Here is a 23739-nt window from a genome sequence, read left to right as displayed (position 1 = left end):
CATACTGGGGCGTACTGGACCTGAGCAGTCGGGAGCAGTGAGTGACGGAAGCGGAGGACCGCAAACCGCAGTCGGACGAGGCGAGGAGTGCCTTCGTCCAGCCGGACGGCGTGGCGCAGGCGGCCGAGGACGAGTCGGGGACCACGTCGGAGTTCGCGATCCCCAAGGGGCTGGCGCCGCCGGAGCCGGCGGGCGCGGATTCCGAGGGGTCGGCGTTCAGCACGCCGCACACCTACAGCGCACGGCACGCTCCGCCGGCCTTCACACCGGCGACGGGCGTCCCGGTCGTCAGTCTGACCAAGGACGTGCCCTGGCAGGACCGGATGCGCACGATGCTGCGCATGCCCGTGGCGGAGCGCCCGGCACCCGAGCTGGTGCACAAGGAGGACGATTCGGGACCCGCCGTCCCGCGCGTGCTCGACCTGACGCTGCGTATCGGCGAGCTGCTGCTCGCGGGCGGCGAGGGCGCCGAGGACGTGGAGGCGGCCATGTTCGCCGTCTGCCGCTCCTACGGCCTGGACCGCTGCGAGCCGAACGTCACCTTCACGCTGCTGTCGATCTCGCACCAGCCGTCCCTGGTGGACGATCCGGTGACGGCTTCGCGGACGGTACGCCGCAGGGGCACCGACTACACACGCCTGGCGGCCGTCTACCGGCTCGTCGACGACCTGAGCGACACCGAGACCGGCATCTCCCTGGAGGACGCCTACGGGCGGCTCGCCGAGATGCGGCGCAACCGGCACCCGTATCCCGGCTGGGTGCTGACCGGCTCCAGCGGGCTGCTCGCGGGCGCGGCCTCGGTGCTCGTCGGCGGTGACGCCGTGGTGTTCGTCGCCGCGGCGCTGGGCGCGATGCTCGGCGACCGGCTCGCGTGGCTGTGCGCCGGGCGCGGACTGCCGGAGTTCTACCAGTTCACGGTGGCCGCGATGCCGCCGGCCGCGATCGGGGTCGCGCTCCAGCTCGCGCACGTCGACGTGAAGGCGTCCGCGGTGATCACCGGTGGGCTCTTCGCGCTGCTGCCCGGACGGGCGCTCGTCGCGGGCGTGCAGGACGGGCTGACCGGCTTCTACATCACCGCGTCCGCGCGCCTGCTGGAGGTCATGTACCTCTTCGTGGGCATCGTCGTCGGTGTCCTGGTGGTGCTGTATTTCGGCGTGAAGTTCGACGCCCAGCTCAACCCGGACCAGGCGCTGAGCATCTCCGAGCGGCCCCTGGTCCAGATCGCCGCGTCCATGCTGCTGTCGCTGACCTTCGCGGTCCTGCTCCAGCAGGAACGCTCCACCGTCCTCGCGGTGACCCTCAACGGCGGGGTGGCCTGGTCGGTGTACGGGGCGATGCACTACCCGGGCGGCATCTCACCGGTCGCCTCGACGGCCGTCGCGGCGGGCCTGGTGGGCCTCTTCGGGCAGCTTCTGTCCCGCTACCGCTTCGCCTCCGCCCTGCCGTACACGACCGCCGCGATCGGGCCCCTGCTGCCCGGTTCGGCCACCTACTTCGGGCTGCTGTCCATCGCCCAGAACAACGTCGACAAGGGACTGGTCTCCCTCACCAAGGCCGCCGCGCTCGCGATGGCCATCGCGATCGGGGTGAACCTGGGGTCGGAGATCTCCCGGCTGTTCCTGCGGGTGCCCGGCGGCTCCGCAGCGGGGCGGCGGGCCGCCAAGCGCACCAGGGGCTTCTGAGCTCCCCACGCCCCCTTCAGGGCGCGGTCTGCCGGGGCTCAGCCCTGGGGGTAGCCCTGGTGGTACGGGTCCTGCCGCGCGTCGTACGGCTGCTGCGGGTAGCCCTGCGGGTACTGCTGGGGCGGGTGGGCCTGGCCCTGGCCATGGTTCTGGCCGTAATTCTGGTCGCCGTGCCGGCCGCGGTTCTGATCGTGGCCCCGGTAATAGCCCTGGTCCTGGTCGCCGTACGGCTGCTGGGGCTGCTGGGGCTGGTATCCCTGGCCCTGGGCGTACGGGTCCTGCTGCTGCGGGTACCCCTGGCCCTGGGCGTACTGGTCCTGCTGGTACTGGCCCGGCTGCCGGCGGCCCTGCTGGTACGGGTCCTGCTGCTGGTAGGGATCCTGCTGGTACGGGTCCTGGCCCTGCTGCGGCTGCTGCATGCGCAGCGGGCGCGTGGCGTCGTCCATGACGGGGGCCATGGGCTGCTGCCGGTACGCGGCCGGGTCCTCGGGGGCCTGCGGCTCGGGCGGGTTCTTCCTGGCCTTGGAGCGCGCCCGCAGGAACTCGATGGCGATCGGGACCACCGAGACGAGGACGATCAGGATCAGGATCGCCTCGATGTTGTTCTTGACGACGGAGATGTTGCCGAGCCAGGAGCCGAGCAGGGTGACGCCCGCGCCCCACAGGACACCGCCGATGACGTTGAACGTGATGAAGGAGCGGTACCGCATGCCGCTGACGCCCGCGATGATCGGCGTGAACGTCCGCACGATCGGCACGAAGCGGGCCAGGACCAGGGATTTGGGACCGTACTTCTCGAAGAACTCGTGGGCCTTGACCACGTTCTCCTGCTTGAAGAGGCGGGAGTCCGGGCGGGTGAAGAGCGACGGGCCGACCTTCTTGCCGAAGAGGTAGCCCGCCTGGTCGCCGAGGACCGCGGCGACGCAGATCAGGGCGACGGCCCCCCACAGCGGGAAGTCCAGCTGGTGCGACGTGATCAGCAGACCGCAGGTGAACAGCAGCGAGTCGCCCGGCAGGAAGAAGCCGATGAGCAGGCCGGACTCGGCGAAGACGATGAGAAGCAGGCCCCAGATACCGAAGTTGTCCAGGAGCGTGTTCGGATCCATCCAGCTTGGACCGAGGGCGAGCTGCGTCACGGTTCCGGGCTCCTGAGGGGTGAAGGAAGAAACGGCGTCCTGGTACGGCGGGCCAAAGCTATCAACGCATGGTGTCCACGCCAGGTTCCACGGTTGTCCCCAGCATGCACTGTGGCCCCCCTGGCACAAAGCTGTGAGCCAGGGGGGCCGGGGAACACGGCCGCGGCCGGGAACCCGCGGGACAGGCGCCGTCAGCCTCCGTGCCGGGTGGCGTTCGCCGCGATCGCGTCCTTCAGGTGCTCGGCGAGCCCCGGGCGCATGGAGTCGTAGAACTCCTTGAACCGCTCGTCGGCCACGTACATCTCGCCGAGGCCCCGATGCGTCTCGTACGAGCAGGTGTAGAACCACCGGGTGATGTGGAGCCGGTGCTGCTCGGCCAGGTCCATGGCGCGCTCGCCGGCCGCGGGCTCACCGGCCTCCATGAGGGCGTCGTAGCGCTCGCCCCAGGAAGCCACCTCGGCCTGCATGCGCTTCCAGTCGTCCTTGGTGTAGCGGGCGGCGCGGCGCTGCGACTCGGCGTACGCCTCGGTGCCTCCCCAGCGCTGCTCGGCCTCCTCGGCGTGTACTTCGGGATCCTTGTCCCCGAAGACCTCGAACTTCTCCTCGGGCGTGAGGTTGATGCCCATCGTGCGTGCCTCCATGGCGTGTTCCACGGCCGCGGCCATCTTCTGCAGTCTCTCGATCCGGGCGGTCAGCAGGTCGTGCTGCCGGCGCAGATGCGCGCGCGGGTCCGCTACCGGGTCGTCCAGCAGGGCGGCGACCTCGTCGAGCGGAAAACCGAGCTCCCGGTAGAACAGGATCTGCTGCAACCGGTCGAGGTCGGTGTCGCCGTAGCGCCGGTGCCCCGCGTGGCTGCGCCCGCTCGGCACGAGCAGGCCGATCTCGTCGTAGTGGTGCAGGGTGCGCACCGTGACCCCGGCGAAACCGGCGACCTGACCCACCGAATAGCTCACTCCTCCGCTCCTTCCTCCGTACGCCCTTCAGCCTGGCCCCTGACGTCACGTGAGGTGCAAGCGCGGATTCCGTGTGCCGCCACTCCGGATGTGATGTCCGGTATGCCCGCTTAGGGTGACCGCGTGACCCACGACGCGGCCCGGCAGGCACACGCCTTCGCCCCGGCGACCCCCGCACGGGCGCTGTTGCCGCTGATCGTCCCCGCACTCGTCGTCGGCGTCGGGGCCAGCCTTCTGTACCTGGGGGTGAGCGCGCTCGCGGAGAGACTCCAGGAGGTGCTCTGGAACGGCCTCCCGGAGTCGCTGGGGGTCGGCCGGTACTCCGTGCTCTGGATGCTCGTCGTCCTCACCTCGACGGGCGTTCTGGTCGGGCTGGTGGTGTGGAAGGTCCCGGGCCACGCGGGCCCCGACCCGGCGACCATCGGGCTCGCGGCGCCCCCGGTGCCGCCCGCCGTGCTGCCGAGCCTGCTGCTGGCGACCGCGCTGATGCTGGCCGGCGGTCCGAGTCTGGGGCCGGAGAACCCGATCATCGCCGGCAATGTCGCCCTGGCGTTCTGGCTGGGACGCAGACTCGCGCCACGGCTGCCCGGTGGTCTGTGGGGGACGCTGGCCGAGGCGGCGACGCTCGGCGCGCTGTTCGGAACCCCGGTCGCGGCGGCGCTGGTCATCTCCGAGTCGCTCGCCGGACAACAACTGGAGGGCAGGTTGTGGGACAACCTGTTCGCGCCGTTGACGGCCGCCGCAACGGGTGCCACGACGACCGCTCTGGTGTCTCATCCGGCCTTCGACCTCCGTCTGCCCCCGCTCGGACCGCTCAGCGGGGGCCACGTCCTGGCCGCACTCGTGATCTCCTCCGCGGCGGCACTGCTCGGCATGGCGGCGGTCTACGCCTTCCCGTACGTCCACGGCGCCTTCTCCCGGCTCGGGCACCCCATGCTGGCGCTCCCGCTCGGCGGGCTCGTCCTCGGCCTGCTGGGCGCCCTGGGCGGGCATCTGACGCTCTTCAAGGGGCTGGACGAGGTCAGTGAGCTGGCCGGGAACCCCGAGGGCTGGTCGGCCGGGCAGTTCGCCACGATGACGGTGGTGAAGCTCGCCGCCCTGGTCGTCGCCGCGTCCTGCGGCTTCCGGGGCGGCCGGATCTTCCCGGCCGTCTTCATCGGCGCCGCGTTCGGGCTGTTCGCCCACGCGCTCGTCCCGGCGGTCCCGGCCGCTCTCGGCGTGTCCGCGGGGGTGCTGGGCATGCTCCTCGCGGTCACCCGGCAGGGCTGGCTGAGCCTGTTCACGGCGGCCGTCCTGGTCGCCTCCCCCACGATTCTCGCCCTGCTGTGCATCGCGAGTCTGCCGGCCTGGCTGCTGGTGACCGGCAGCCCGCAGATGCAGCTCCACCAGGACGGAACCGCCGTTCGTTGACCCCACAGCGCCTCATGGAACCCCACTGGACCCCTTCGGCCCCCCACAGGCCCTCACAGACCCCAGGACAGACCGACACCTTCCCCCGCCCACTCCGGCCCCCGACCCTCCGAACCTCCGACGCGATGGGAGAGCTCATGCCGCTCCACAACGGCCCCGAGAAGCCCGACGAGCGACCGATGTCCGTCAACCCCTTCTTCGGCGACGCGAATCCGCTCGGCGACATGACCGAGGCCCCTCCCAAGCACCGGCTCCCGGACCGGCCGCTGACGCCCACGATCGCGTATCAACTGGTCCACGACGAACTGATGCTGGACGGCAACGCCCGGCTGAATCTCGCCACCTTCGTCACCACCTGGATGGAGCCGCAGGCCGGGGTGCTGATGGCGGAGTGCCTCGACAAGAACATGATCGACAAGGACGAGTACCCGCGCACCGCCGAGCTGGAGCGACGCTGCGTGGCCATGCTCGCGGACCTGTGGAACGCACCCGATCCCGGGGCCGTCGTGGGCTGTTCCACGACCGGTTCGAGCGAGGCGTGCATGCTCGCGGGGATGGCGCTGAAGCGGCGCTGGACGCAGCGGAACGCGGACCGCTACCCGGGAGCGCGCCCCAACCTCGTCATGGGGGTGAACGTCCAGGTCTGCTGGGAGAAGTTCTGCAACTTCTGGGAGGTCGAGGCCCGCCAAGTACCCATGGAGGGCGACCGGTTCCACCTCGACGCGCAGGCGGCGGCCGAGCTGTGCGACGAGAACACCATCGGGGTCGTCGGGATCCTCGGCTCCACCTTCGACGGGTCCTACGAGCCGATCGCGGACCTCTGCGCGGCCCTCGACCTGCTCCAGGAACGTACGGGCCTGGACATCCCCGTCCATGTGGACGGCGCGTCCGGCGGGATGATCGCCCCCTTCCTGGACCCGGACCTGGTCTGGGACTTCCGGTTGCCGAGGGTGTCGTCGATCAACACCTCGGGGCACAAGTACGGGCTCGTCTACCCGGGTGTCGGATGGGCGCTGTGGCGGTCGTCGGCCGAGCTGCCGGAGGAACTCGTCTTCCGCGTCAACTACCTGGGCGGCGACATGCCGACCTTCGCGCTCAACTTCTCCCGGCCGGGCGCGCAGGTCGCGGCGCAGTACTACTCCTTCCTGCGACTGGGCCGGGAGGGCTACCGGGCCGTCCAGCAGACGACCCGGGACCTGGCCCGCGGGCTCGCCGAACGGATCGAGGCGCTGGAGGACTTCCGCCTGATCACCCGGGGCGACGAGCTGCCCGTCTTCGCCTTCACGACGGCACCCCATGTGAGCGCGTACGACGTCTTCGACGTGTCCCGGCGCATGCGGGAGAACGGCTGGCTGGTGCCCGCGTACACCTTCCCGGCCAACCGGGAGGACCTGTCCGTGCTGCGTGTGGTGTGCCGTAACGGCTTCTCGGCGGACCTCGCCGACCTCTTCCTGGAGGACCTGGGCCGGCTGGTGCCCCAGCTGCGCCGCCAGCCGCATCCGTGGACCCAGGACAAGCAGCGGGCGACCGGCTTCCACCACTGACGGCGCGGGCCGCGCGCGGTCCCGTTCCTGGGGGCCGCGCCCCCGGGGCCCCCAGCCGGGCGTGAACCATGCGGCGCGGCCCGCATCTCCAGCCCGTCCGGCGTTCGAGGACGAGCCCTTCGGGCGATGGCGGGGGTCCAGGGGCGCAGCGCCCCCGGTAGGGGTCTGGGGGCGGTGCCCTCAGACCCGCCCCGGTACTCGAGGTCGTCGCGCACCTGGTACCCGTCGGCCCGCCCATGCCGGCGCACGCCCCTCAGCGCCAGGAGACGGATCGCTGACATGCGCCCAGGTGATGGCCCGCCCACCGGCGCTCCGGGTGACGGGCCTCCTGTTCCTGGGCCGCCGGCACGAAGGCGCTCGCGCCGTCCGGGGACACCGTCGGTTCAGGACTCCGTGCGACCGGGGTGCGGGATTCTCCGCCCCGCCCCTTCCTCAGAACGGGAAGAGACTCCGCCCGTGCTGCACCGAGATCCACTTCTGGGTGGTGAACGCCTCGACCGTCGCCTCGCCGTTCAGGCGGCCGATGCCCGAGTGCTTCTCGCCGCCGAAGGCGACCGGCGGCTCGTCGTGCACGGTGCCGTCGTTGACGTGGAACATGCCGGTGTCGATCTGCTTGGCGAAGGAGACTCCGCGCTCGACGTCGGCGGTGTGGACGGCGCCGCTGAGCCCGTAGGGGGTGTCGTTGACGATGCGTACGGCCTCCTCTTCGCCGTCGAAGGGGACGAGGAGTGCGACCGGGCCGAAGATCTCCTGACGGAGGATGGCGGAGTCGGACGGCAGGTCCGTCAGGACGGTCGGCTCGACCAGGTTGTCGGTGGTGGTGCCGCGTACGAGCGCGGTGGCGCCCTCGGCGATCGCCTGGTCGACGGCGCCCGTGATCGCGTCCGCCTGGGAGGAGTTGATGACCGGGCCGATGATCGTCCGCGGGTCGCTCGGGTCGCCCACCTTCAGCGTCCTGACCTTGGCGACGAACTTCTCGGTGAACTCCTCCGCGACCGAGCGGTCCACGAGTACGCGGTTGGCGGCCATGCAGACCTGGCCCTGGTGGACGTACCGGCTGAAGACCGCCGCGTCCACGGCGTAGTCGATGTCGGCGTCGTCCAGGACCACCAGCGCGCTGTTGCCGCCGAGTTCGAGGACCGCGTTCTTGAAGTGCGAGGCACAGACCGTCGCGACGTGCCGGCCGACCTTGTCGGAACCGGTGAAGGAGATGACCTTCGGGACGGGGTGCTCGATGAAGGCGTCGCCGATCTCCGCTATGTCGGTGATCACGACGTTGAGCAGGCCGCCGGGGAGTCCCGCGTCCTCGAAGATCTTGGCGACCAGTGAGCCGCCGACGATCGGGGTGTTCTGGTGCGGCTTCAGGACGACGCCGTTGCCCAGCGCCAGGGCCGGCGCGACGGACTTCAGGGAGAGCAGGAAGGGGAAGTTGAAGGGGCTGATCACGCCGACGACACCGACGGGTACGCGGTAGACGCGGTTCTCCTTGCCGTCGATCGGCGAGGGAAGGATCCTGCCTTCGGGCCGCAGCGCCAGCTGGACGGACTCGCGCAGGAACTCCTTGGCGAGGTGGAGCTCGAAGCCGGCCTTGAGGTGGGTGCCGCCGAGCTCGGCGATGATCACCTCGGTGATCTCCGCCTCGCGCTCCTCGACGAGACGCAGGGCCTTCTCGAAGACGGCTCGGCGCGCGTACGGGTTGACCGCGGCCCATTCCTTCTGGGCGCGCTCGGCCGCGCGGTAGGCCTCGTCGACCTCGTCCACCGTGGCTATCGTGATGGACGCCAGCTTCTCACCGTCGTACGGGTTGAAGTCGATGATGTCCCAGGAGCCGGTGCCCGGGCGCCACTCCCCGCCGATGTACTGCCGGGCCAGGTCGGTGAAGTAGGACGACATGTGCTCCCTCGATCCCCTTGCTGCCGAGGCAGACATTTTGAGTCTGAGTCGGCAGACATCCGATCAACGTCTGATCAGACGTCATCGTACTTGTGGTCAAAGGGAGTTGGAGTGCCCTCGGGGCAGTACGTGAAGACTCCCCGCGGAGGGCGGAGGCGGCCGGGCGACGCCAGGTCGAGGGATCAGGAGAGCTGGAGCAGTCCGCGGAGCAGATCACGGCTCTCGGAGGGCCCGGGACTGTCCTGCTGCAGCTGCTTCAGCGCACTCTCGTACTGGGTGACGTCCTCGCGCTTGTCCAGGTAGAGCGCGCTGGTGAGCTGCTCCAGATAGACGACGTCCGACAGATCGGACTCGGGGAAGCTCAGGATCGTGAACGATCCGCTCTCGCCGGAGTGGCCGCCGAAGCTGAACGGCATCACCTGGAGGCGCACGTTGGGGCGCTCGGACACCTCGATCAAATGCTGGAGCTGGCCGCGCATCACCTCACGGTCGCCGTAGGGACGGCGCAGCGCGGCCTCGTCCAGGATGATGTGGAACTCCGGAGACTTCTCGGAGACGAGGTACTTCTGCCGTTCCAGGCGCAGCGCCACCCGGCGATCGATGTCGGCCGCGCTCGCGCCCTTCATGCCGCGCGCGACGACCGCGTGGGCGTAGGACTCGGTCTGCAACAGGCCGTGCACGAACTGGACTTCGTACGACCGGATCAGGTGGGCCGCGCCCTCCAGGCCGACGTAGGTCGGGAACCAGCTGGGCAGGACGTCCGAGTAACTGTGCCACCAGCCCGCGACGTTGGCCTCCTTGGCGAGGGACACCAGGGAGGTGCGCTCGGCCTCGTCCGTGATGCCGTACAACGTCAGCAGGTCCTCGACGTCGCGCGTCTTGAAGCTCACCCGTCCCAACTCCATGCGGCTGATCTTCGATTCGGAGGCACGGATCGAGTAGCCGGCCGCTTCCCTGGTGATTCCGCGCGCCTCCCGCAGGCGCCGCAGATGTGACCCGAGCAGCATGCGCCGCACCACAGAGCCGCTCGACTCACCAGCGCTCACGTTCGTCCGCCTCCCCAACCGTCTTCAGACGCCGAAGTCTGCCACTAAAACACTTCAAGCAGTACTCGTTCGATTACAGAAACGGAAAGCTTCCGAAGGCGTGATGCAGTAAAGGACCACGCGAGGGCCAACAACAGGGAAGAAGGTGACAGAAGAAGTAACCAGAAAGGGGTGTACAAGCCTTCAATTCGGGCGCGTGCACGTGCATCTGCCCTTGCATCTGCTGTACGCATTCGGAACCATGGTCCCCGCGCCACCGCTGCATCGCAACGACCGCGAACACCCGGGAGTGCCTCGCATGGGGACGAATGGATCGACCATGCTCGAGCCCTTACGGCAGGGACTTCCGCCGCTCGATCCCGCGGCCGTGTCCAGCGCCGCTTCCTGCGCCCTGCCCCCACGGTACGAAGCGGTGCGCGAGGCCCGGCAGTTCACGCGCAGGACACTGGACCAGTGGGACATAGGCGATCGCTTCGACGACGTGTGCCTGGTGGTCTCGGAACTCGTGACCAACGCGCTGCGGCACGCCCTGCCCTCGGACACACCCCGCGCGGACGACCAGGGCGCGCCCGTGCGGCTGCACTTGATGCGGTGGACCTCACGTCTGGTGTGCGCGGTGCGCGACCCGAGTCACGACAGTCCCGTGGCGGGCGACTCGGACGACTTCTCCGCGGAGTCGGGCCGGGGCCTGTTCCTGGTCGACTCGTTCGCCGACAGCTGGGGCTGGCACCCGCTCGCGGGCACCCTCAGCGGCAAGGTCGTCTGGGCGCTGTTCCGGCTCCCGCCGCACGCCCCCGTCACGGCGGCCCCGGCCCCGGCCGAATGAAGAACCGCGGCGCCTTTCGGCGCCGCGGTTCTACGCGCGTTACGCAACGCGATGTGACAACCGCGCCGCGTTCACGGAAAGAGGCCCCACCAACGCTCCGCCGGCACCCGGCCCTCAGCCCGCGATCAGGTGGTCGAACTCGCCGTCCTTGATGCCCAGGAGCATCGCCTCGATCTCGGCGCGGGTGTAGACGAGCGCCGGCCCCTCGGGGAACCGCGAGTTCCGCACGGCCACGTCACCGCCCGGCAGCCTCGCGAACTCCACACAGGATCCCTGCGAGTTGCTGTGCCTGCTCTTCTGCCAGGCCACCCCGGTCAGCTCTGTCGCAGCCATGCCGTTGTACACGTCATCCACGTCGCACACGTCGTGGTCCACAGGTCGCTCCCCGGTCGTGCAGTGGCCGATGTGGCCATTGATGCAGTGGCCAACTGCCCCGGATCATAGCTCTGTTCATGTGCAGATGCATGAGCAGATGCACGTGCACGGGGGGTGGTCCCACGGTTACAGCTTTTACCGGCCTTTGACTACTGCCCGCTGTCCGCTTGACTACGGCCTGCTGCCCGCCAGGCCGCCGACGGTCCATCGTCTGCCCCGGAAGTCGCCCGAAACGCGACCTCCGCCCCCGTGCATGCTCGTCCGCCCCGGCATCCGTACGGGTTCGCCCGGGTCGAATCCCTATGTACTAGGAACAGACGCACGGCGAGCCTTTCGAGTTTCAACGTTCGGCTTCAACGTCCGGTTTTCAACCTCCGACCGGTGATCCGGTCGGCGGCCGGAGCGGCGGTCCGGCCGCGGCACGCGCTTCCCCACGTTCCCGCTCGCACACACCAACAGCCCCTGCCACCCCTACAGTCGCACGACCGCACCCGGCGTCGCGGACCGCCCCGCCCCGGCGGAGGAACCTCCAGGGCAGGTCGGCGCCCGCGCGGCCGAGGCGGACCGACAGGTTCGCCGTACGTGATCTCGCCGTGGTCCAGCACGTCGGAGCGCGGCGGGGCAGGCCGCCGCGTCCGGACTCGCGGGCCGCGGGCCGGTTCTCCGGGACGCGGTCACGGTCACGCCGAAGCCACTTCCAGGCCATCCGAGCCGACGGTCCGGTGGGCGCACTCGGTGTGGTGCCGGACACCGCCGTCGTTGACACCGCGAACACCGCGAACACCGGCGGACCCGGCCGTGCCTCCTCGTAGCGTCATTCGACGGATGTCTAGCGGTGACGGATGTCCAGCGGGTGAGGAAAAGAAAGAGGAGAGCGCGGAAACGGGGCCGCGGTATTCCCATCGAGTGTCGTCGATGGCGTCCGGGCCGGACGGGACGAGAGGGGACGGCGCGGATGGGCGGTCGTGGACGGGACCCGCAGGGGCGGGACGGGACCGCTCGCGCCGGGCCGGGTCGGCCCGCTCGGAACATCCGTACGATCTCCGCACGACTCGCCCGAGGCGTTCACGCATGCTCCTGGTAGCTTGCTGCGGTCGTTTCGGCGACCCCAGCGACACCACCACTCTTGGGGGCTTCAGTGACATCGGCGACTTCGGCGATCCGCCCGCGTCGGCGGGCTCGGGCCGCGGCCACCGCCGCGCTCGTGGCCGCGGGTCTGGCGGGCGCGCTCACGCTGACCGGCTGCAGCAGCTACGGCTCCACCCCCTCCGGCTCCGGCTCCGGCTCCGGCTCCCCGGAGACGACCGCGAGCCCTGGCGGCTCCGGAACCGGCGGCGCGGGCGGGGATACGGGAACGTCGCCCACCGCCAACGCGGGGCTCGAGGGCAGCTGGCTGGCCACCACGGGCGGCAAGGCGGTGGCGCTGGTGATCACCGGGAAGCAGGCCGGGCTCTTCGCGACGGGCGGCACCGTGTGCAGCGGTACGGCCGGGGAGGAGGCGGGTATGCGGATGATCCGCCTCACCTGTACGGACGGGAACAAGCAGCGCGCCACGGGCATGGTCGACTCCGTCAACGGCACGACGCTCAAGGTCACCTGGTCGGGCGGTCTCGGCAAGGAGTCGTACACCAGAGCCCAGGGCGGCAAGCTGCCGTCGGGCCTGCCGACGGCGAGCCTGGGGTCCTGACCCCCCGTCCACGGCTCCCGCCTGCGCACTTGCGGTCCCTGCCCCCGGACGGGCCGCGGATCTCCCCGAGTCCCGCGGCCCCGCATCGGACGCCCGCCGGCCCGCCCCCGCTCGACGTTCCGGTGATTCTCCGGCTGGCGGTCGCACGGACGACGCGCCGGAGCGGGGGGTCGCGCGACACTCGTCCCCCGGTCTGCGTGATGATCGGTGTGCACCGTCACGAACCCAGGGGGAAACCCATGCGCGCCCTTCCGATCGCCGTCGTCACCGCCGCGGCGGCCCTCATGCTGACCGCCTGCGACAGCGGCGGCGCCGACAAGAAGGATTCCGGCGGCTCCCCGGCGACCTCGGCCTCCTCCACCGCCTGCGCGATCGACCGGATCGACTTCGAGGTCGGCCCCGCCAACACCGCCCCGGCCGCCGGGGACACCGGCAACGTGCCCGTCACGCTCACCAACCACGGCGACAAGTGCACCCTTGAGGGCTTCCCCGGCATCGAGGTGCACGACAGCGCCCGTGGCACGGAGGTCTTCGCGGACAAGTCGGCGAAGCCGCAGAAGATGACCCTGGCGAAGGACGGCACCGCCTCCTTCACGATCACCTACGTGCGGGGCGCCGCGGGCGACGCGAAGAGCCTCGCCGCGACCTCACTGAAGATCAGTCTGCCCGGCGCCAAGGACGCCCAGCGCTTCAAGTGGTCGTACGGCCCTCTCGCGGGCAAGACCGGACCGGACGACCTGAACGCCTCCGTGAGCACCTTCCAGGCGGCCGGCGACTGAGCGATCCACCGCTCCCCGGGCACGCCGGCCGTCGTCTCATCGCAGCGGCGGCCGGGCCCTGACCTGGGCCCGGTCCGCCGCGGCGGCCCCTTCCTGCCACCCCGCCGCGTCGTCCACCCCGCGCAGCCGGGTGGTGACGGTGTCCGGGAACATCTGTTCCATGTGGTCGGTGACCGCCACCTCGCGGGCCGCCAGGACGGGCAGCAGCTCCCCCTCCGCCGACGCGACCTGCCCCTCGGCGGCCGTCGCGAGCCGGTCCCCGATGCGATGGGCGTACGCGGCGAGGAACGACTGCCGGAACGTCTTCGTACGTTTCCGCCCGCCCGCCCGCTGGGCCGCCTCCGCCTTCGTCATCGCGGCGGTGGCCTGCACGAGCAGCGAGGTGTAGAGGAGTTCGACCGCCTCCAGGTCGGGTTCGAAGCCGACGACGGTCGAGAAGGCGAGAGGCTCGTTCCACACGGCACGGCAGCGGTTCGCGCCGGCCACCGCGTCGAGCAGTACCGCCTTGGCCGTCTCGTACGGCGGTTCGACACCGATGCGGCAGGCGCCGGGCGCGTCCTTGGCGTGGGTACGGGCGGCGAGCAGCGCCTCGTCGATGCTGTGCCGCGCCATCAGCTCCTGCGCCTTGGCGCTCAGCGCCTCCGCCTCCTCCGGGAAGCCGGTCGCCTCGGCCTTGGCGAGCAGGGCCCGGATACGGGTGAGCATCCGGGAGTCCTGCGGCGCGTCCTGCCGGGGCGGGTCCAGCGGCTCGATGGCGGGCAGCCGCAGCAGCAGCCGGTACAGCTCCAGGACGGTGGTGGCGTGCGTGAAGCGGTCGGTGCGCTGCGGCTCGGTGTCCGCGTCCAGTTCGTCGAGCTGAGCCGCCCAGCGCGGACCCCGGGGTGTCCGGTCCTCCCGCAGGATCAGGGTCGACACCAGGCTTACGTGTACGTCGTCCAGTTCGCGCCGCACGATCCGTACGACGTCGGCGGGCTGCCAGCCGCGGCGCCAGGCGACGGCGACGAACTCCGCGCCGCGCAGGGCGAGTTCGGCGTCGGACGCGGGGTCGGCGGCGAGCAGCGAGGCGCCCGTGTCGAGGGTCGCGTCGGTCTCGGCGTAAAGGGCGGCCCCGAAGGCGCGCTCCACGGTGCTGGGCGTCGTACTGCTGCTCATGCTCCGATCGTGCCACGCGCTCCGGGGCCGCCTCCGGGGCAGGTGCCGCCGGGATCTCCGTCGGGCGGAAAAAGTATCCACAGCCTGTGGACAGTTTTTTCCGTGGGCGTTTCCGGCGGAGGCCCTCTCGCGGAGGCTCTCTCGCGGAGGCTCTCTCACGGAGATGTCAACTTCGGGTTGACACTCCTCGACTGTCAACCTACGGTTGACACATGACGACGAACCCACTCGGCACGCCATCCGTACGTCTCGACGACCTCATCGAGGCCATCAAGAAGGTCCACACCGACGCGCTCGACCAGCTCCAGGACGCGGTGATCGCCGCGGACCACCTCGGCGACGTCGCCGACCATCTGATCGGGCACTTCGTCGACCAGGCCCGGCGTTCGGGCGCGTCCTGGACGGACATCGGCAGGAGCATGGGAGTCACCCGGCAGGCGGCGCAGAAGCGGTTCGTCCCGAAGGCCGAGTCGGACCTCGACCCCAGCCAGGGCTTCGGCCGCTACACACCACGCGCCCGGCACGTGGTCATGGCCGCACACGCCGAGGCCAAGGCCTCGGGCAACGCCGAAGGCCTCCCCGAGCACCTGGTCCTCGGTCTGCTAGCCGAGCCCGAGGGTCTCGCCGCGCTCGCGATCACCGCGCAGGGCGTCACCCTGGACACGCTGCGTGAGGCGGCGACCGCGGCGCTGCCGCCGGCCACCGCCGAGGTGCCGGAACTCGTCCCCTACGGTCCCGCCGCGAAGAAGGCCCTGGAACTCACCTTCCGCGAGGCTCTCCGGCTCGGCCACAACTACATCGGCACCGAACACATCCTTCTGGCCCTCCTGGAGCACGAGAACGGCCAGGGCGTGCTCAGCGGCGTCGGCGTCACCAAGCAGGCGACCGAAGCCCACATCGCCCGCGCGCTGGAGGACCTCACCAAGGCGCCGTGACAGCCCGGGCCGCCGCGACGGCGTGCCCGGCCGCGCCGTCGCGCCGCCCCGACCAGCCGCGTCGTCACGACCAGCCGCGTCGTCACGACGGCGTTGTCAGACCCTGCTGCGAGACTCGGCATCATGAGCGACCGGTGGGCTGTCGGACCGGCCGAGGACGGCGGCGTGGAGCTCGCCCCCCTCGGACCCGACGGGCTGCCCGCGGGACCGGTGCGCAGGGAGTCCGATCTCGTCGAAGCCGTGCGCGCCCGGCCCGACGTGGTCCGGTGGGTCTGGCGGTCCACGGCCGACGTCCACCCGCGCCTGCTCGCCGCCGGGGTGCGCGTGGAGCGGTGCTACGACATCGAGGCCGCCGAAAACCTGCTGCTCGGCCACGAGGGCCGGCTCGGCGAACCCCGCTCGGCGGCCGCCGCGCTGGCCAGGCTGCGCGGCGGGCCCGTGCCGCCGGACCCCCCGCAGCGCTCCGCCGAGCCCGGCTCGCAGTCGTCCCTCTTCGAGCCGCGCCCGGTCCACCTCCCCCTGGAGGACCTCATCGAGGTGTACGCGGACCAGCGTCGCCGTCACGCGGACACCACCCACCCCGAGCGCATGCACCTGCTCACCACCGCCGAGTCGGCGGGCATGCTGGTGGCGGCGGAGATGAACGCGACGGGACTGCCGTGGCGCGCGGACGTCCACCGCGACCTGCTGAACGAACTGCTCGGCGAGCGGTACGCGGGCGGCGGCGAGCCCCGCCGCCTCGCCGAGCTCACGGACGAGGTCTCGGCGGCCTTCGGCCGACGGGTCAGACCCGACCTGCCCGCCGACGTCGTCAAAGCCTTCGCGCAGGCCGGGATCAAGGTCGGGTCCACCCGGCGGTGGGAGCTGGAATCCCTCACCCACCCCGCCGTGGAGCCCCTGCTCGCCCACAAGAAGCTGTACCGGATCTGGGTGGCCCACGGCTGGTCCTGGCTGCAGGACTGGGTGCGCGACGGACGCTTCCGGCCCGAGTACCTGCCGGGCGGTACGGTCACCGGGCGCTGGGTGACCAACGGCGGGGGCGCGCTCCAGATCCCCAAGGTCATCCGCCGCGCCGTCGTCGCCGACCCCGGCTGGCGGCTCGTGGTGGCCGACGCCGACCAGATGGAGCCGCGGGTACTGGCCGCGATCTCCCGCGACCCCGGTCTGATGGAGGTCGCGGGCCGGGAGGGCGACCTCTACCAGGCGGTGTCGGACCGGGCCTTCGCGGGCGACCGCGCCCAGGCCAAGCTCGCCGTCCTCGGCGCGGTGTACGGGCAGACGTCGGGCGACGGCCTGAAGAACCTGGCCGCCCTGCGCCGCCGCTTCCCCAGGGCGGTGGCGTACGTGGACGACGCCGCCCGCGCGGGCGAGGAGGGCCGGCTCGTACGGACATGGCTGGGCCGGACCAGCCCCCCGGCCGCCGGTGCCTCCGACCAGGCGTCCGAGGAGGCGGGCCTCCCCCAGGACGAGCCCGCCGAGTCACCCGGCGCCCGGGGCTGGGTGCCCGGATACGCCTCCTCCGACTCCCGGGCCCGCGGCCGCTTCGCACGCAACTTCGTCGTCCAGGGCAGCGCCGCCGACTGGGCGCTGCTGCTGCTCGCCGCCCTCCGCCGCGCCTGCTCCGGACTCGCCGCCGAGCTGGTCTTCTTCCAGCACGACGAGGTGATCGTGCACTGCCCGGCCGAGGAGGCGGACGTGGTCGTGGCGGCAGTCCGGGAGGCCGCGGAGCTGGCGGGCAGGCTGACGTTCGGCGAGACACCGGTCCACTTCCCTTTCACGACCGCGGTGGTGGAGTGTTACGCGGACGCGAAGTAGCTACGCCTCGTGGAGCAGCTCCCGCAGCTCGCCCACCACCGAGGTGTCCCTGCCGTCCAGCGCCTCCAGCGCCGTCCTCCACTGTGCGTGTGCTCCCTCGACGTCCCCCCGGCTGCGCAGCAGCAGTCCGCGCTGGTGCCGGGCCAGGCCGCCGGTGAACCGGTCGGCGCGCCGGTCGGCACGGCACAGCAGCAGCTCGCACTCCCGCGCGGCCCGCTCGCAGTGCCCCACCCCGCGCAGCGCGCGCACCAGCCCGAGCCGGGTCTGCGACTCCCCGTGCCAGTCGTCGTGCCCGCCGAGGATGCGCAGGCTCTCCTCGAAGTGCGGTACGGCGGCGGCCGGTTCCCCGAGAGTGAGGTGCGCGTAGCCGATGTTGCAGTGCGCGGAGTGCCGGATGATCACGTCATCCATGACGTCGCCGATCGCGAGGCTGCGCTCGTGGTGGTCGATGGCGGCACGGGCGTCGGTGTGCTCGTACAGGTTGCCGAGGTGGCTGTAGGTGATGGCCTCCGTGTGCGGGTCGCCCAGCTCCCGGGAGAGTTCGAGGCTCAGCAGCAGCGCCTCGCTGGACTCCTCGTACCGTCCGATCCCCTCCAGGAGCATGCCGCGGTTGTTCAGGCCGCGCCGCACCCACGACAGCACCCCGAGCCGCCGCCAGATCGCCAGCGCCTCGTCGTTCAGCGTGAGCGCCTCGCCCGCCCGCCCCGTCATGAAGTGCAGCCCCGCGAGATCCCCGAGCGCGTACGCCTGCGCGGCCTCGTCGCCGAGCCGCCGCGCCGCGCCCAGCGCCGTCCGCAGGAGCACCTCCGACTCCGCGACCCGGCCGCTGCGCTGGAGGTAGGGGTTGAGCAGCCGCACGAGCACCGGAACGTACGCGGACACCTCCGCGTACCGCTCCACCAGTGTCATCACGTTCTCCAGCTCCAGATCGCCCCACACGAAGGCGTCCTTGGCGCAGCGGAACGGGGGTGTGACGGCGACGTCCTCCGCGTGGACGGCCGGCTGCGTGGCGGTGGGCCGGCTGCGGTCCGCGCGGTCGAGCCCCGCCTCGACGATCACTTCGAGCGAGCGGGCGGCGACTCCGGCGTACCAGCGCAGGGCACGCTCGGAGACGCAGGGGCCCGCGGTCACGCCATGCGTCCTGGCGGCTTCCGCACCGACCGCGCCGGCCGCGCCGGCCGCTTCGCCGGGTGCCTCGGCCGACTGGGGTGCGGTCACCGCCTTCGTCGCCCCCACTGTCTCCGTCGCCCGGGTTGCCTCTCTCGTTCCCGCCGCGCCTGTCGTTCCCGTCGTTCCTGTCGTTCCTTTCGCCCCCGTCGCTCCCGCGATCTCCCGGGCGAAGTCGCGGACGAGGTCGTGGGGTGCGTACCGGGCGTACGCCGTCTCCTCGAGGAGGGCGACGTCGACGAGGCGGTCGAGCGCGGCCTCGGCGCGGTGTTCGGCGATCCCGGAGAGCCTGGCGAGCAGGGGCGCACCGTAGACGGGCAGGTCGAGGGCCCCGATGCTGCACAGAGCGCGCGCCGCGTCCCGGTCGGCCTCGCGTTCCGAGGCGCGCAGCGCGTCATGGGCCACGGCGAGGGACCTGCGGACGCTCAGGTCGTCGTACTCCAGATGACGCAACCGGCCTTCCGTGTCGGTCAGTTGACCGGCCAGCGCGTCGGGGGTGAGCGCGCGACGGGCGGCGAGGCGGGCGGCGACGACACGCAGGGCGAGCGGGAGCCGGCCGGTGAGTTCGACGAGCGGGTGCCCGCCGTCGAGGCCGTCGCGGCGCCCGGAGACCGCGCGCAGCAGCGCCGCGCTGTCCTCGTCCGACAACGGAGCGAGCGGGAAACGGTGTGCGCCGTCCAGCGCGGTGAGCGGCGACCGGCTCGTCACGATCACCGCGCACCCGGCGCCCGCCGGCAGCAGCGGCCGCACCTGAGCGGCGTGCGCGGCGTCGTCCAGCACCATCAGGGTGCGCGTCGGGGCCAGCGTCGACCGGAGCAACGCGGCTGCCGCGTCGGGGAGTTCGGGGATGCGGCGGGGCTCGACGCCGAGGTCGCGCAGCAGCGCCGCCAGCGCCTGGCCGGGCGTGAGCGGCGTCATTCCGGGAGTGGCCCCGTGCAGGTTGACGTACAGCTGACCGTCGGGGAATCGTTCCCGCAGCCCATGGGCCACGTGCAGCGCCAGCGCGCTCTTGCCGACCCCGGCCATGCCGCTGATGACGGCCACGGCCGGAACGGGCAGGCGCAGCCGCCGGTCCGTGTCCAGGACCAGGCCCAGTTCGTCGCGCACGTCACCGCGGCCGGTGAAGTGAGCTGGAGGAGGGGGGAGTTGGGCGGGGCGGGGCGGGGGCGGATGCGCGGATGGGGCCAGTACGGGCGGTACGGGCGGTATGTCCGCTGCGCCTCCGTCGACACAGAGGTCCTGACCGACGACACCGGCCCTGTCCTCTCCGGCCGGCCCGCCTGCCCTGTCCGATCCGTCTGCCCTGCTCGGCCCGCCCGTCCTGCCCGGTCCGCCCGTTCTCCTCGGCCGACCAAATCCGCCTGGTCCGTCCGACGCACCCGCCCTGCCTGTCACGGCTGATCCGGCCGTTCTGGCTTGCCCGGCCGATCCGCCGGGCCCCCGGTCCCGCAGGATCTCCAGATGCGCCTCGCGCACCGCGGGACCCGGCTCGACCCCCAACTCCTCGACCAGACGGGCCCGCAGGTCGCGGTGGACGGCCAAGGCCTCCGCCTGGCGACCGGTGCGGTGCAGCACGAGCATCAACAGCCGGTGGAAGGCCTCCCGCAAGGGGTGCTCCGCGACGAGAGCGGCCAACTCGGGTGCGAGAACCGCGAGTCGGGCATGCGCAGAAGCACCGGCGCCCGAGGGGTTCGCGGAACCCCCATAACCGTCCTCGCGCGCAGCGCTCCCGGCCTCCGGGGAGCCGTCCGCGCCCGCAGCGCTCCTGACGTCCCCGGAGACTTCCGTGCCCGTACCCATGCCCGTGCCCGTGCCCGTGCCGGTGCCCGGGTGGCTCGTGGAGTTCCCGTAGCCACGCGTCCCCCGGGCACCCTCCGTACTTCCCCAAGTCCCGGCCGCTCCCCCGCCGCCGCCACTGCCACCGCCACTTCCGGCGATCGGCCCCGCGAGCCACAACTCGGCCTCGTAGCGCCACTCCAGAAGCAACAGGCGGGCCTCCTCCAGGCGCTGGACGAGAGCATGGCCGCCGAGCTCGGGCCGGACTCCGCCGAGCGGGGTGCCGCGCCACAGCGCGAGCGCCGCCAGGGCCTCACGCAGCGCCCGTGCGCCGTCCCGCCCGGTATGCGCGGCACGCGCGGCCGTGACGTGGGACTCGAAGACGCGGACGTCCAACTCGCCCTCGCCGACGCGCAGGAGATACCCCGGCGGCACCGCCCGCAGCCGCTCCGGATCGTCGAGGAGACGGCGCAGCCGGGTGACGTGGTTCTGCAGTGAGGCCTGCGCGGACGCGGGCGGCGCCCCGCCCCACAGCGCGTCCTTGAGCGCGTCGACCGAGACGACCCGGCCCGGCTCCAGCAGCAGCGCCACCAGCAGCGCGCGCAGCTTGCCGCTGCCGATCGACCCGACCTCACCGCCGGCGCCGTACAGGACCGGTGGACCCAGCAGCCCGAACCGCAGCCCGTACCGCATAGCCCGTCCACTGCCTTCCCACGCCACCGTCCGACCGTGCCCCCGGCGACTTCGCACCGGCCGTCCCCCGGTTCCGGCGGAACCGTTGGCCGGTTCCCGAGGGAACCGTTGGCCACATGTTAGCGATCCGTTGGCGCGGCCTGATGGGATCAGCACATCGGATCTGGCCCGACGGTGCGCGCGTACGACGCGTAACTCGGGGGAGTGTCGCCGCCGTGGCCGGATCCGGGGACAGAGAGGGCCCCGGTCGTCGTAGGTGAACGACCGGGGCCTTCGTCCTTCCCGGCGACCGCCGGACCGTCAGATGACGGGCGGGCGTCCGAGCCGCGTGAGCCGCCACACCGTCCGCCACCGCATCGGCTGCCGCCGGCCGCCGGACTCGCGCAGGCCTTCCGCGAAGCCGCCGAACCAGGCCCGTAGTCCGCCGAGCGAACGTGTCCGCAGGAGCGTGAGCAGCACCCAGATCCCCAGGTGCACGGGGATGAGCGCGAGGGGCAGCCGGCGGCGGGTGAGCCAGACGCGGTTGCGGGCGGTGACCCGGTAGTAGATGGCGTGCCGGGCGGGTGAGGTCTTCGGGTGCTGGAGCAGCAGTTCGGGCTCGTACAGGACGGTCCACCCGGCGTCGATGGCACGCCAGGCCATGTCGGTCTCCTCGTGGGCGAAGAAGAACTCGGCGGGCCAGTCACCGATCTCGGCCACCATGGGCATCCACAGGGCATGCCCACCGCCGAGGAACCCGGTGACCGGACCGCCCCGCATCGGGTCCTTCGCCCCGACCCGGGGCACGTGCCGGCGCTGGGTCTCGCCGTTCTCGTCGGCGATCCGGAAGCCGACGATGCCGAGGTGCGGGTCGGCGGCGTACAGGTCGCGGACCTTGCGCAGCACGTCCGCGTCGACCAGCAGTCCGTCGTCGTCGAGTTCGACCACGACGTCCACGTCTCCGAACTCCGCGAGCCGGGCGAGGCCCACGTTCCGTCCGCCCGGGCAGCCGAGGTTCTCGTCCACCTCGATGGTGGTCACGTCGCCGGGCAGTCCGAGCCGCTCGGCGAAGTCGGGCAGCGGGCACCCGTTCCCCACGATCACGATGCGGGCGGGCGCGACGTCCTGCTTGGCCACCGAGGTGAGCAGCGCGTCGACCTCGACGGGCCGATTGCCCATCGTCACGACGGCAACGGCGATCCGCGGACCCTCCGGCACGACACCACTCCATCCCAGGCCGACAACACTGCCCGCGATGCTAACCGTTCACCGGGCGTATCCCTCAGGTACGCCGCCTTTCCTTGTCACGTATGCGGTTCCTCACGTCGTACGCGGCTCCCCGCGCCGCACGCACCTCGGTCCCGACCGCCGGCCGCACCCGCCGCCCGGCCCTTGCCAGGGCTCCGCCTGACCGGTCGGCCGCACGGCCAGGGGCGAACCTACTCGGCGCGGGGACCACCGCACGGGAGCGCGCCCGGAGCCCCGCCGACTCTCACCGGACGCACACCCGCGCGCCCTCAGGCGACGTACGCGCCGAGCACCTCGAGGTGCTCGGCGACGGGCGGGGCGCCCGGCCACCCCTTGAGGGCCGCCCGGAACCCACGGAACTAATAAATAACCATGGCCGCCATGGGGCGCAGCAGGTCACCGTTTCGGGCGACGGAGAATGTGCACAGTACATGTCGAGTGTACGATGCACATATGGGTGGTATATCTAGCCGCAGGCAGTTCCCCTGACAGGGGAAGCGAGCCGGGAACTGAAGGATGCCTCGCGTGGACAAGCCACTTGATCTGCTGGAATTCGAGACCATGCTGCTCGGGCGGCACATGCACATGCTCAACCCGCGGGCGCGTGGGGCCGGCGAGGAGCGACTGGACCGCAGTGCGTACGTCCTGCTCAGCCGCATCCAGGCACAGGGGCCGATGTCGATCGGCGAGTTCAGTGAGGCTTTCGGCCTGGACGCCTCGACCCTCAACCGGCAGACCGCCGCGATGGTACGGGCCGGGGTCGTCGAGCGTATGCCCGACCCGGAGGGCGGCATGGCCCGCAAGTTCGCCATCACCACCGAGGGCGAACGCCGTCTGGACATCCACCGGACCGAGAACCTGGAGGGTCTGGAGAAGGTCATGGTCGACTGGACGGCCGAGGACGTGGCCGAGTTCGCCGCCTACCTCAGCCGCTTCAACCGCGACATCGAACGTCTTGACGGCCGCCCCTGGCCACGCGGCTGACCATGCGGTGCGCCGCGTGACGCAGCCCCGGGTGGACGTCGGCTTCGTGACCCATGAGTCGGGTCTACCGCTTCCCCCAGGAAGGCGCGCCGACGAAGCTCATGCACGTCCTCCCGAATAACGCGCACCCTCCCCGAACCCGCCCTCCCCGAACCCGACATTCCGCGGTCGGTATCCGGGCCAGCCGTCGCGGGCACTGGTCAAGGCCAGCCCCGCGCCACGTACTGTCGCGTACCGGCCATTCACCTTGCACTTTCTGTTTCTGACGCCAGCAGCGGGCCGGGACTCAGACACTGGCCACACGTGCCCCGTGCCTGGTCGACCGTCTAGCGCAGGAACCGGCCGCGTGGACCCCACTGATCATTTGTGCCCAGTCAACTGAGTACACGCGCTACGCGGCCGCTCTTGCGCCAGGGTGGAGTGGAGCCATGCTCACTGATTCGCCCAGCGTCTGGGCGCGGGCCGAGTCGCCCGGCGCACTACGTGTGGCCTGATTCGATCGCTCTCTGCGACGAGACAGCTACGCACTGTCACTCAGGTAGCTAGAGTTGCTGGTGCAGTTTCGGTTGTGCGGGGGAGAGATGGTGTTGCCGAGTGATGGTGGGACGGTGCCTGGACCGTCGTCGTGGGTGTCGGGCGTGTTCGACGCGGCGCGGGAC

17 protein-coding genes are annotated in these 23739 nt (G+C 71.4%); 9 read left to right on the top strand and 8 right to left on the bottom strand.

Translation table 11 applies throughout. The annotated features are described in order from the left end of the window. Nucleotides 1–41 precede the first annotated feature (41 nt). On the top strand, nucleotides 42–1682 hold the full coding sequence (locus ABZV34_RS27620) for a threonine/serine exporter family protein (protein ID WP_356282096.1): 1641 nt from the start codon (nucleotides 42–44) through the stop codon (nucleotides 1680–1682). A 38-nt stretch (nucleotides 1683–1720) separates the two neighbouring features. On the opposite strand, the gene ABZV34_RS27615 is transcribed toward ABZV34_RS27620, so the two are convergent. Beyond that, a complete protein-coding gene (locus ABZV34_RS27615; RefSeq protein WP_356282093.1) occupies nucleotides 1721–2818 on the bottom strand; it encodes a VTT domain-containing protein in 1098 nt (365 codons plus the stop codon). Between the two features lie 191 nt (nucleotides 2819–3009). After that, the gene (locus ABZV34_RS27610) at nucleotides 3010–3771 is read right to left on the bottom strand and encodes a MerR family transcriptional regulator (protein ID WP_356282090.1); all 762 of its coding nucleotides are present in this window, start codon (nucleotides 3769–3771) and stop codon (nucleotides 3010–3012) included. Nucleotides 3772–3894: 123 nt separating this feature from the next. Here ABZV34_RS27610 and ABZV34_RS27605 point away from each other — a divergent pair, with 123 nt between their 5' ends. After that, on the top strand, nucleotides 3895–5181 hold the full coding sequence (locus ABZV34_RS27605) for an ion channel protein (RefSeq protein WP_356282087.1): 1287 nt from the start codon (nucleotides 3895–3897) through the stop codon (nucleotides 5179–5181). A 137-nt stretch (nucleotides 5182–5318) separates the two neighbouring features. Beyond that, nucleotides 5319–6725 carry a glutamate decarboxylase gene (locus ABZV34_RS27600; RefSeq protein ID WP_356282084.1) on the top strand — a complete coding sequence of 469 codons (1407 nt, stop codon included), beginning with the start codon at nucleotides 5319–5321 and terminating at the stop codon, nucleotides 6723–6725. A 432-nt stretch (nucleotides 6726–7157) separates the two neighbouring features. Here the strand turns inward: ABZV34_RS27600 and ABZV34_RS27595 are convergent, their stop codons facing one another. Then, nucleotides 7158–8618, bottom strand: coding sequence for an aldehyde dehydrogenase family protein (locus tag ABZV34_RS27595; RefSeq protein WP_356282081.1), 1461 nt, complete (start codon nucleotides 8616–8618; stop codon nucleotides 7158–7160). A gap of 182 nt (nucleotides 8619–8800) precedes the next feature. Next, a complete protein-coding gene (locus tag ABZV34_RS27590; protein ID WP_356282187.1) occupies nucleotides 8801–9625 on the bottom strand; it encodes a helix-turn-helix transcriptional regulator in 825 nt (274 codons plus the stop codon). Nucleotides 9626–9962: 337 nt separating this feature from the next. On the opposite strand from ABZV34_RS27590, the gene ABZV34_RS27585 reads away from it, so the two are divergent. Next, nucleotides 9963–10490, top strand: a complete 528-nt coding sequence (locus ABZV34_RS27585; protein WP_356282078.1) for an ATP-binding protein — start codon at nucleotides 9963–9965, stop codon at nucleotides 10488–10490. A 114-nt stretch (nucleotides 10491–10604) separates the two neighbouring features. Here ABZV34_RS27585 and ABZV34_RS27580 read toward each other — a convergent pair whose 3' ends face one another. Further along, complete coding sequence (locus tag ABZV34_RS27580) at nucleotides 10605–10865, bottom strand: DUF397 domain-containing protein (protein ID WP_153289320.1); 261 nt, start codon at nucleotides 10863–10865, stop codon at nucleotides 10605–10607. A 1159-nt stretch (nucleotides 10866–12024) separates the two neighbouring features. Here ABZV34_RS27580 and ABZV34_RS27575 point away from each other — a divergent pair. Continuing rightward, a complete protein-coding gene (locus ABZV34_RS27575; RefSeq protein WP_356282184.1) occupies nucleotides 12025–12552 on the top strand; it encodes a hypothetical protein in 528 nt (175 codons plus the stop codon). Nucleotides 12553–12791: 239 nt separating this feature from the next. Continuing rightward, entirely contained in the window at nucleotides 12792–13331 is a 540-nt protein-coding gene (locus tag ABZV34_RS27570; RefSeq protein WP_356282075.1) for a DUF4232 domain-containing protein, read from the top strand. Between the two features lie 36 nt (nucleotides 13332–13367). On the opposite strand, the gene ABZV34_RS27565 is transcribed toward ABZV34_RS27570, so the two are convergent. Beyond that, the gene (locus tag ABZV34_RS27565; RefSeq protein WP_356282072.1) at nucleotides 13368–14483 is read right to left on the bottom strand and encodes a DUF2786 domain-containing protein; all 1116 of its coding nucleotides are present in this window, start codon (nucleotides 14481–14483) and stop codon (nucleotides 13368–13370) included. Nucleotides 14484–14695: 212 nt separating this feature from the next. Here ABZV34_RS27565 and ABZV34_RS27560 point away from each other — a divergent pair, with 212 nt between their 5' ends. Both ABZV34_RS27560 and ABZV34_RS27555 read left to right on the top strand, forming a co-directional pair. Continuing rightward, nucleotides 14696–15418, top strand: a complete 723-nt coding sequence (locus ABZV34_RS27560; RefSeq protein ID WP_356282070.1) for a Clp protease N-terminal domain-containing protein — start codon at nucleotides 14696–14698, stop codon at nucleotides 15416–15418. Nucleotides 15419–15541: 123 nt separating this feature from the next. Beyond that, entirely contained in the window at nucleotides 15542–17233 is a 1692-nt protein-coding gene (locus tag ABZV34_RS27555) for a bifunctional 3'-5' exonuclease/DNA polymerase (protein WP_356282067.1), read from the top strand. Here ABZV34_RS27555 and ABZV34_RS27550 read toward each other — a convergent pair whose 3' ends face one another. Beyond that, nucleotides 17234–20869 carry a BTAD domain-containing putative transcriptional regulator gene (locus tag ABZV34_RS27550; RefSeq protein WP_356282064.1) on the bottom strand — a complete coding sequence of 1212 codons (3636 nt, stop codon included), beginning with the start codon at nucleotides 20867–20869 and terminating at the stop codon, nucleotides 17234–17236. Between the two features lie 300 nt (nucleotides 20870–21169). Continuing rightward, a complete protein-coding gene (locus ABZV34_RS27545; protein WP_356282062.1) occupies nucleotides 21170–22066 on the bottom strand; it encodes a glycosyltransferase in 897 nt (298 codons plus the stop codon). Nucleotides 22067–22621: 555 nt separating this feature from the next. Here ABZV34_RS27545 and ABZV34_RS27540 point away from each other — a divergent pair. After that, nucleotides 22622–23080 (top strand): MarR family transcriptional regulator, encoded by a 459-nt coding sequence (locus tag ABZV34_RS27540; protein ID WP_356282059.1) that lies wholly within the window; start codon nucleotides 22622–22624, stop codon nucleotides 23078–23080. The last annotated feature ends 659 nt before the right edge of the window (nucleotides 23081–23739 follow it).

Origin of the sequence: Streptomyces sp. NPDC005195, from assembly GCF_040608315.1 — a bacterium.
In the GTDB taxonomy this organism is placed as follows: domain Bacteria; phylum Actinomycetota; class Actinomycetes; order Streptomycetales; family Streptomycetaceae; genus Streptomyces; species Streptomyces kaempferi.
The sequence above is the reverse complement of the archived record's forward strand: the minus strand, read 5'-3'. Positions and strand labels throughout refer to the sequence as shown.

Excerpts from the sequence above, each read along its gene's own strand:
- ABZV34_RS27565 (WP_356282072.1), bottom strand. The coding sequence starts at position 14,483 with ATGAGCAGCAGTACGACGCCCAGCACCGTGGAGCGCGCCTTCGGGGCC.
- ABZV34_RS27600 (WP_356282084.1), top strand. The coding sequence starts at position 5,319 with ATGCCGCTCCACAACGGCCCCGAGAAGCCCGACGAGCGACCGATGTCC.
- ABZV34_RS27590 (WP_356282187.1), bottom strand. The coding sequence starts at position 9,625 with ATGCTGCTCGGGTCACATCTGCGGCGCCTGCGGGAGGCGCGCGGAATC.
- ABZV34_RS27555 (WP_356282067.1), top strand. The coding sequence starts at position 15,542 with ATGAGCGACCGGTGGGCTGTCGGACCGGCCGAGGACGGCGGCGTGGAG.
- ABZV34_RS27560 (WP_356282070.1), top strand. The coding sequence starts at position 14,696 with ATGACGACGAACCCACTCGGCACGCCATCCGTACGTCTCGACGACCTC.
- ABZV34_RS27570 (WP_356282075.1), top strand. The coding sequence starts at position 12,792 with ATGCGCGCCCTTCCGATCGCCGTCGTCACCGCCGCGGCGGCCCTCATG.
- ABZV34_RS27595 (WP_356282081.1), bottom strand. The coding sequence starts at position 8,618 with ATGTCGTCCTACTTCACCGACCTGGCCCGGCAGTACATCGGCGGGGAG.
- ABZV34_RS27550 (WP_356282064.1), bottom strand. The coding sequence starts at position 20,869 with ATGCGGTACGGGCTGCGGTTCGGGCTGCTGGGTCCACCGGTCCTGTAC.
- ABZV34_RS27585 (WP_356282078.1), top strand. The coding sequence starts at position 9,963 with ATGGGGACGAATGGATCGACCATGCTCGAGCCCTTACGGCAGGGACTT.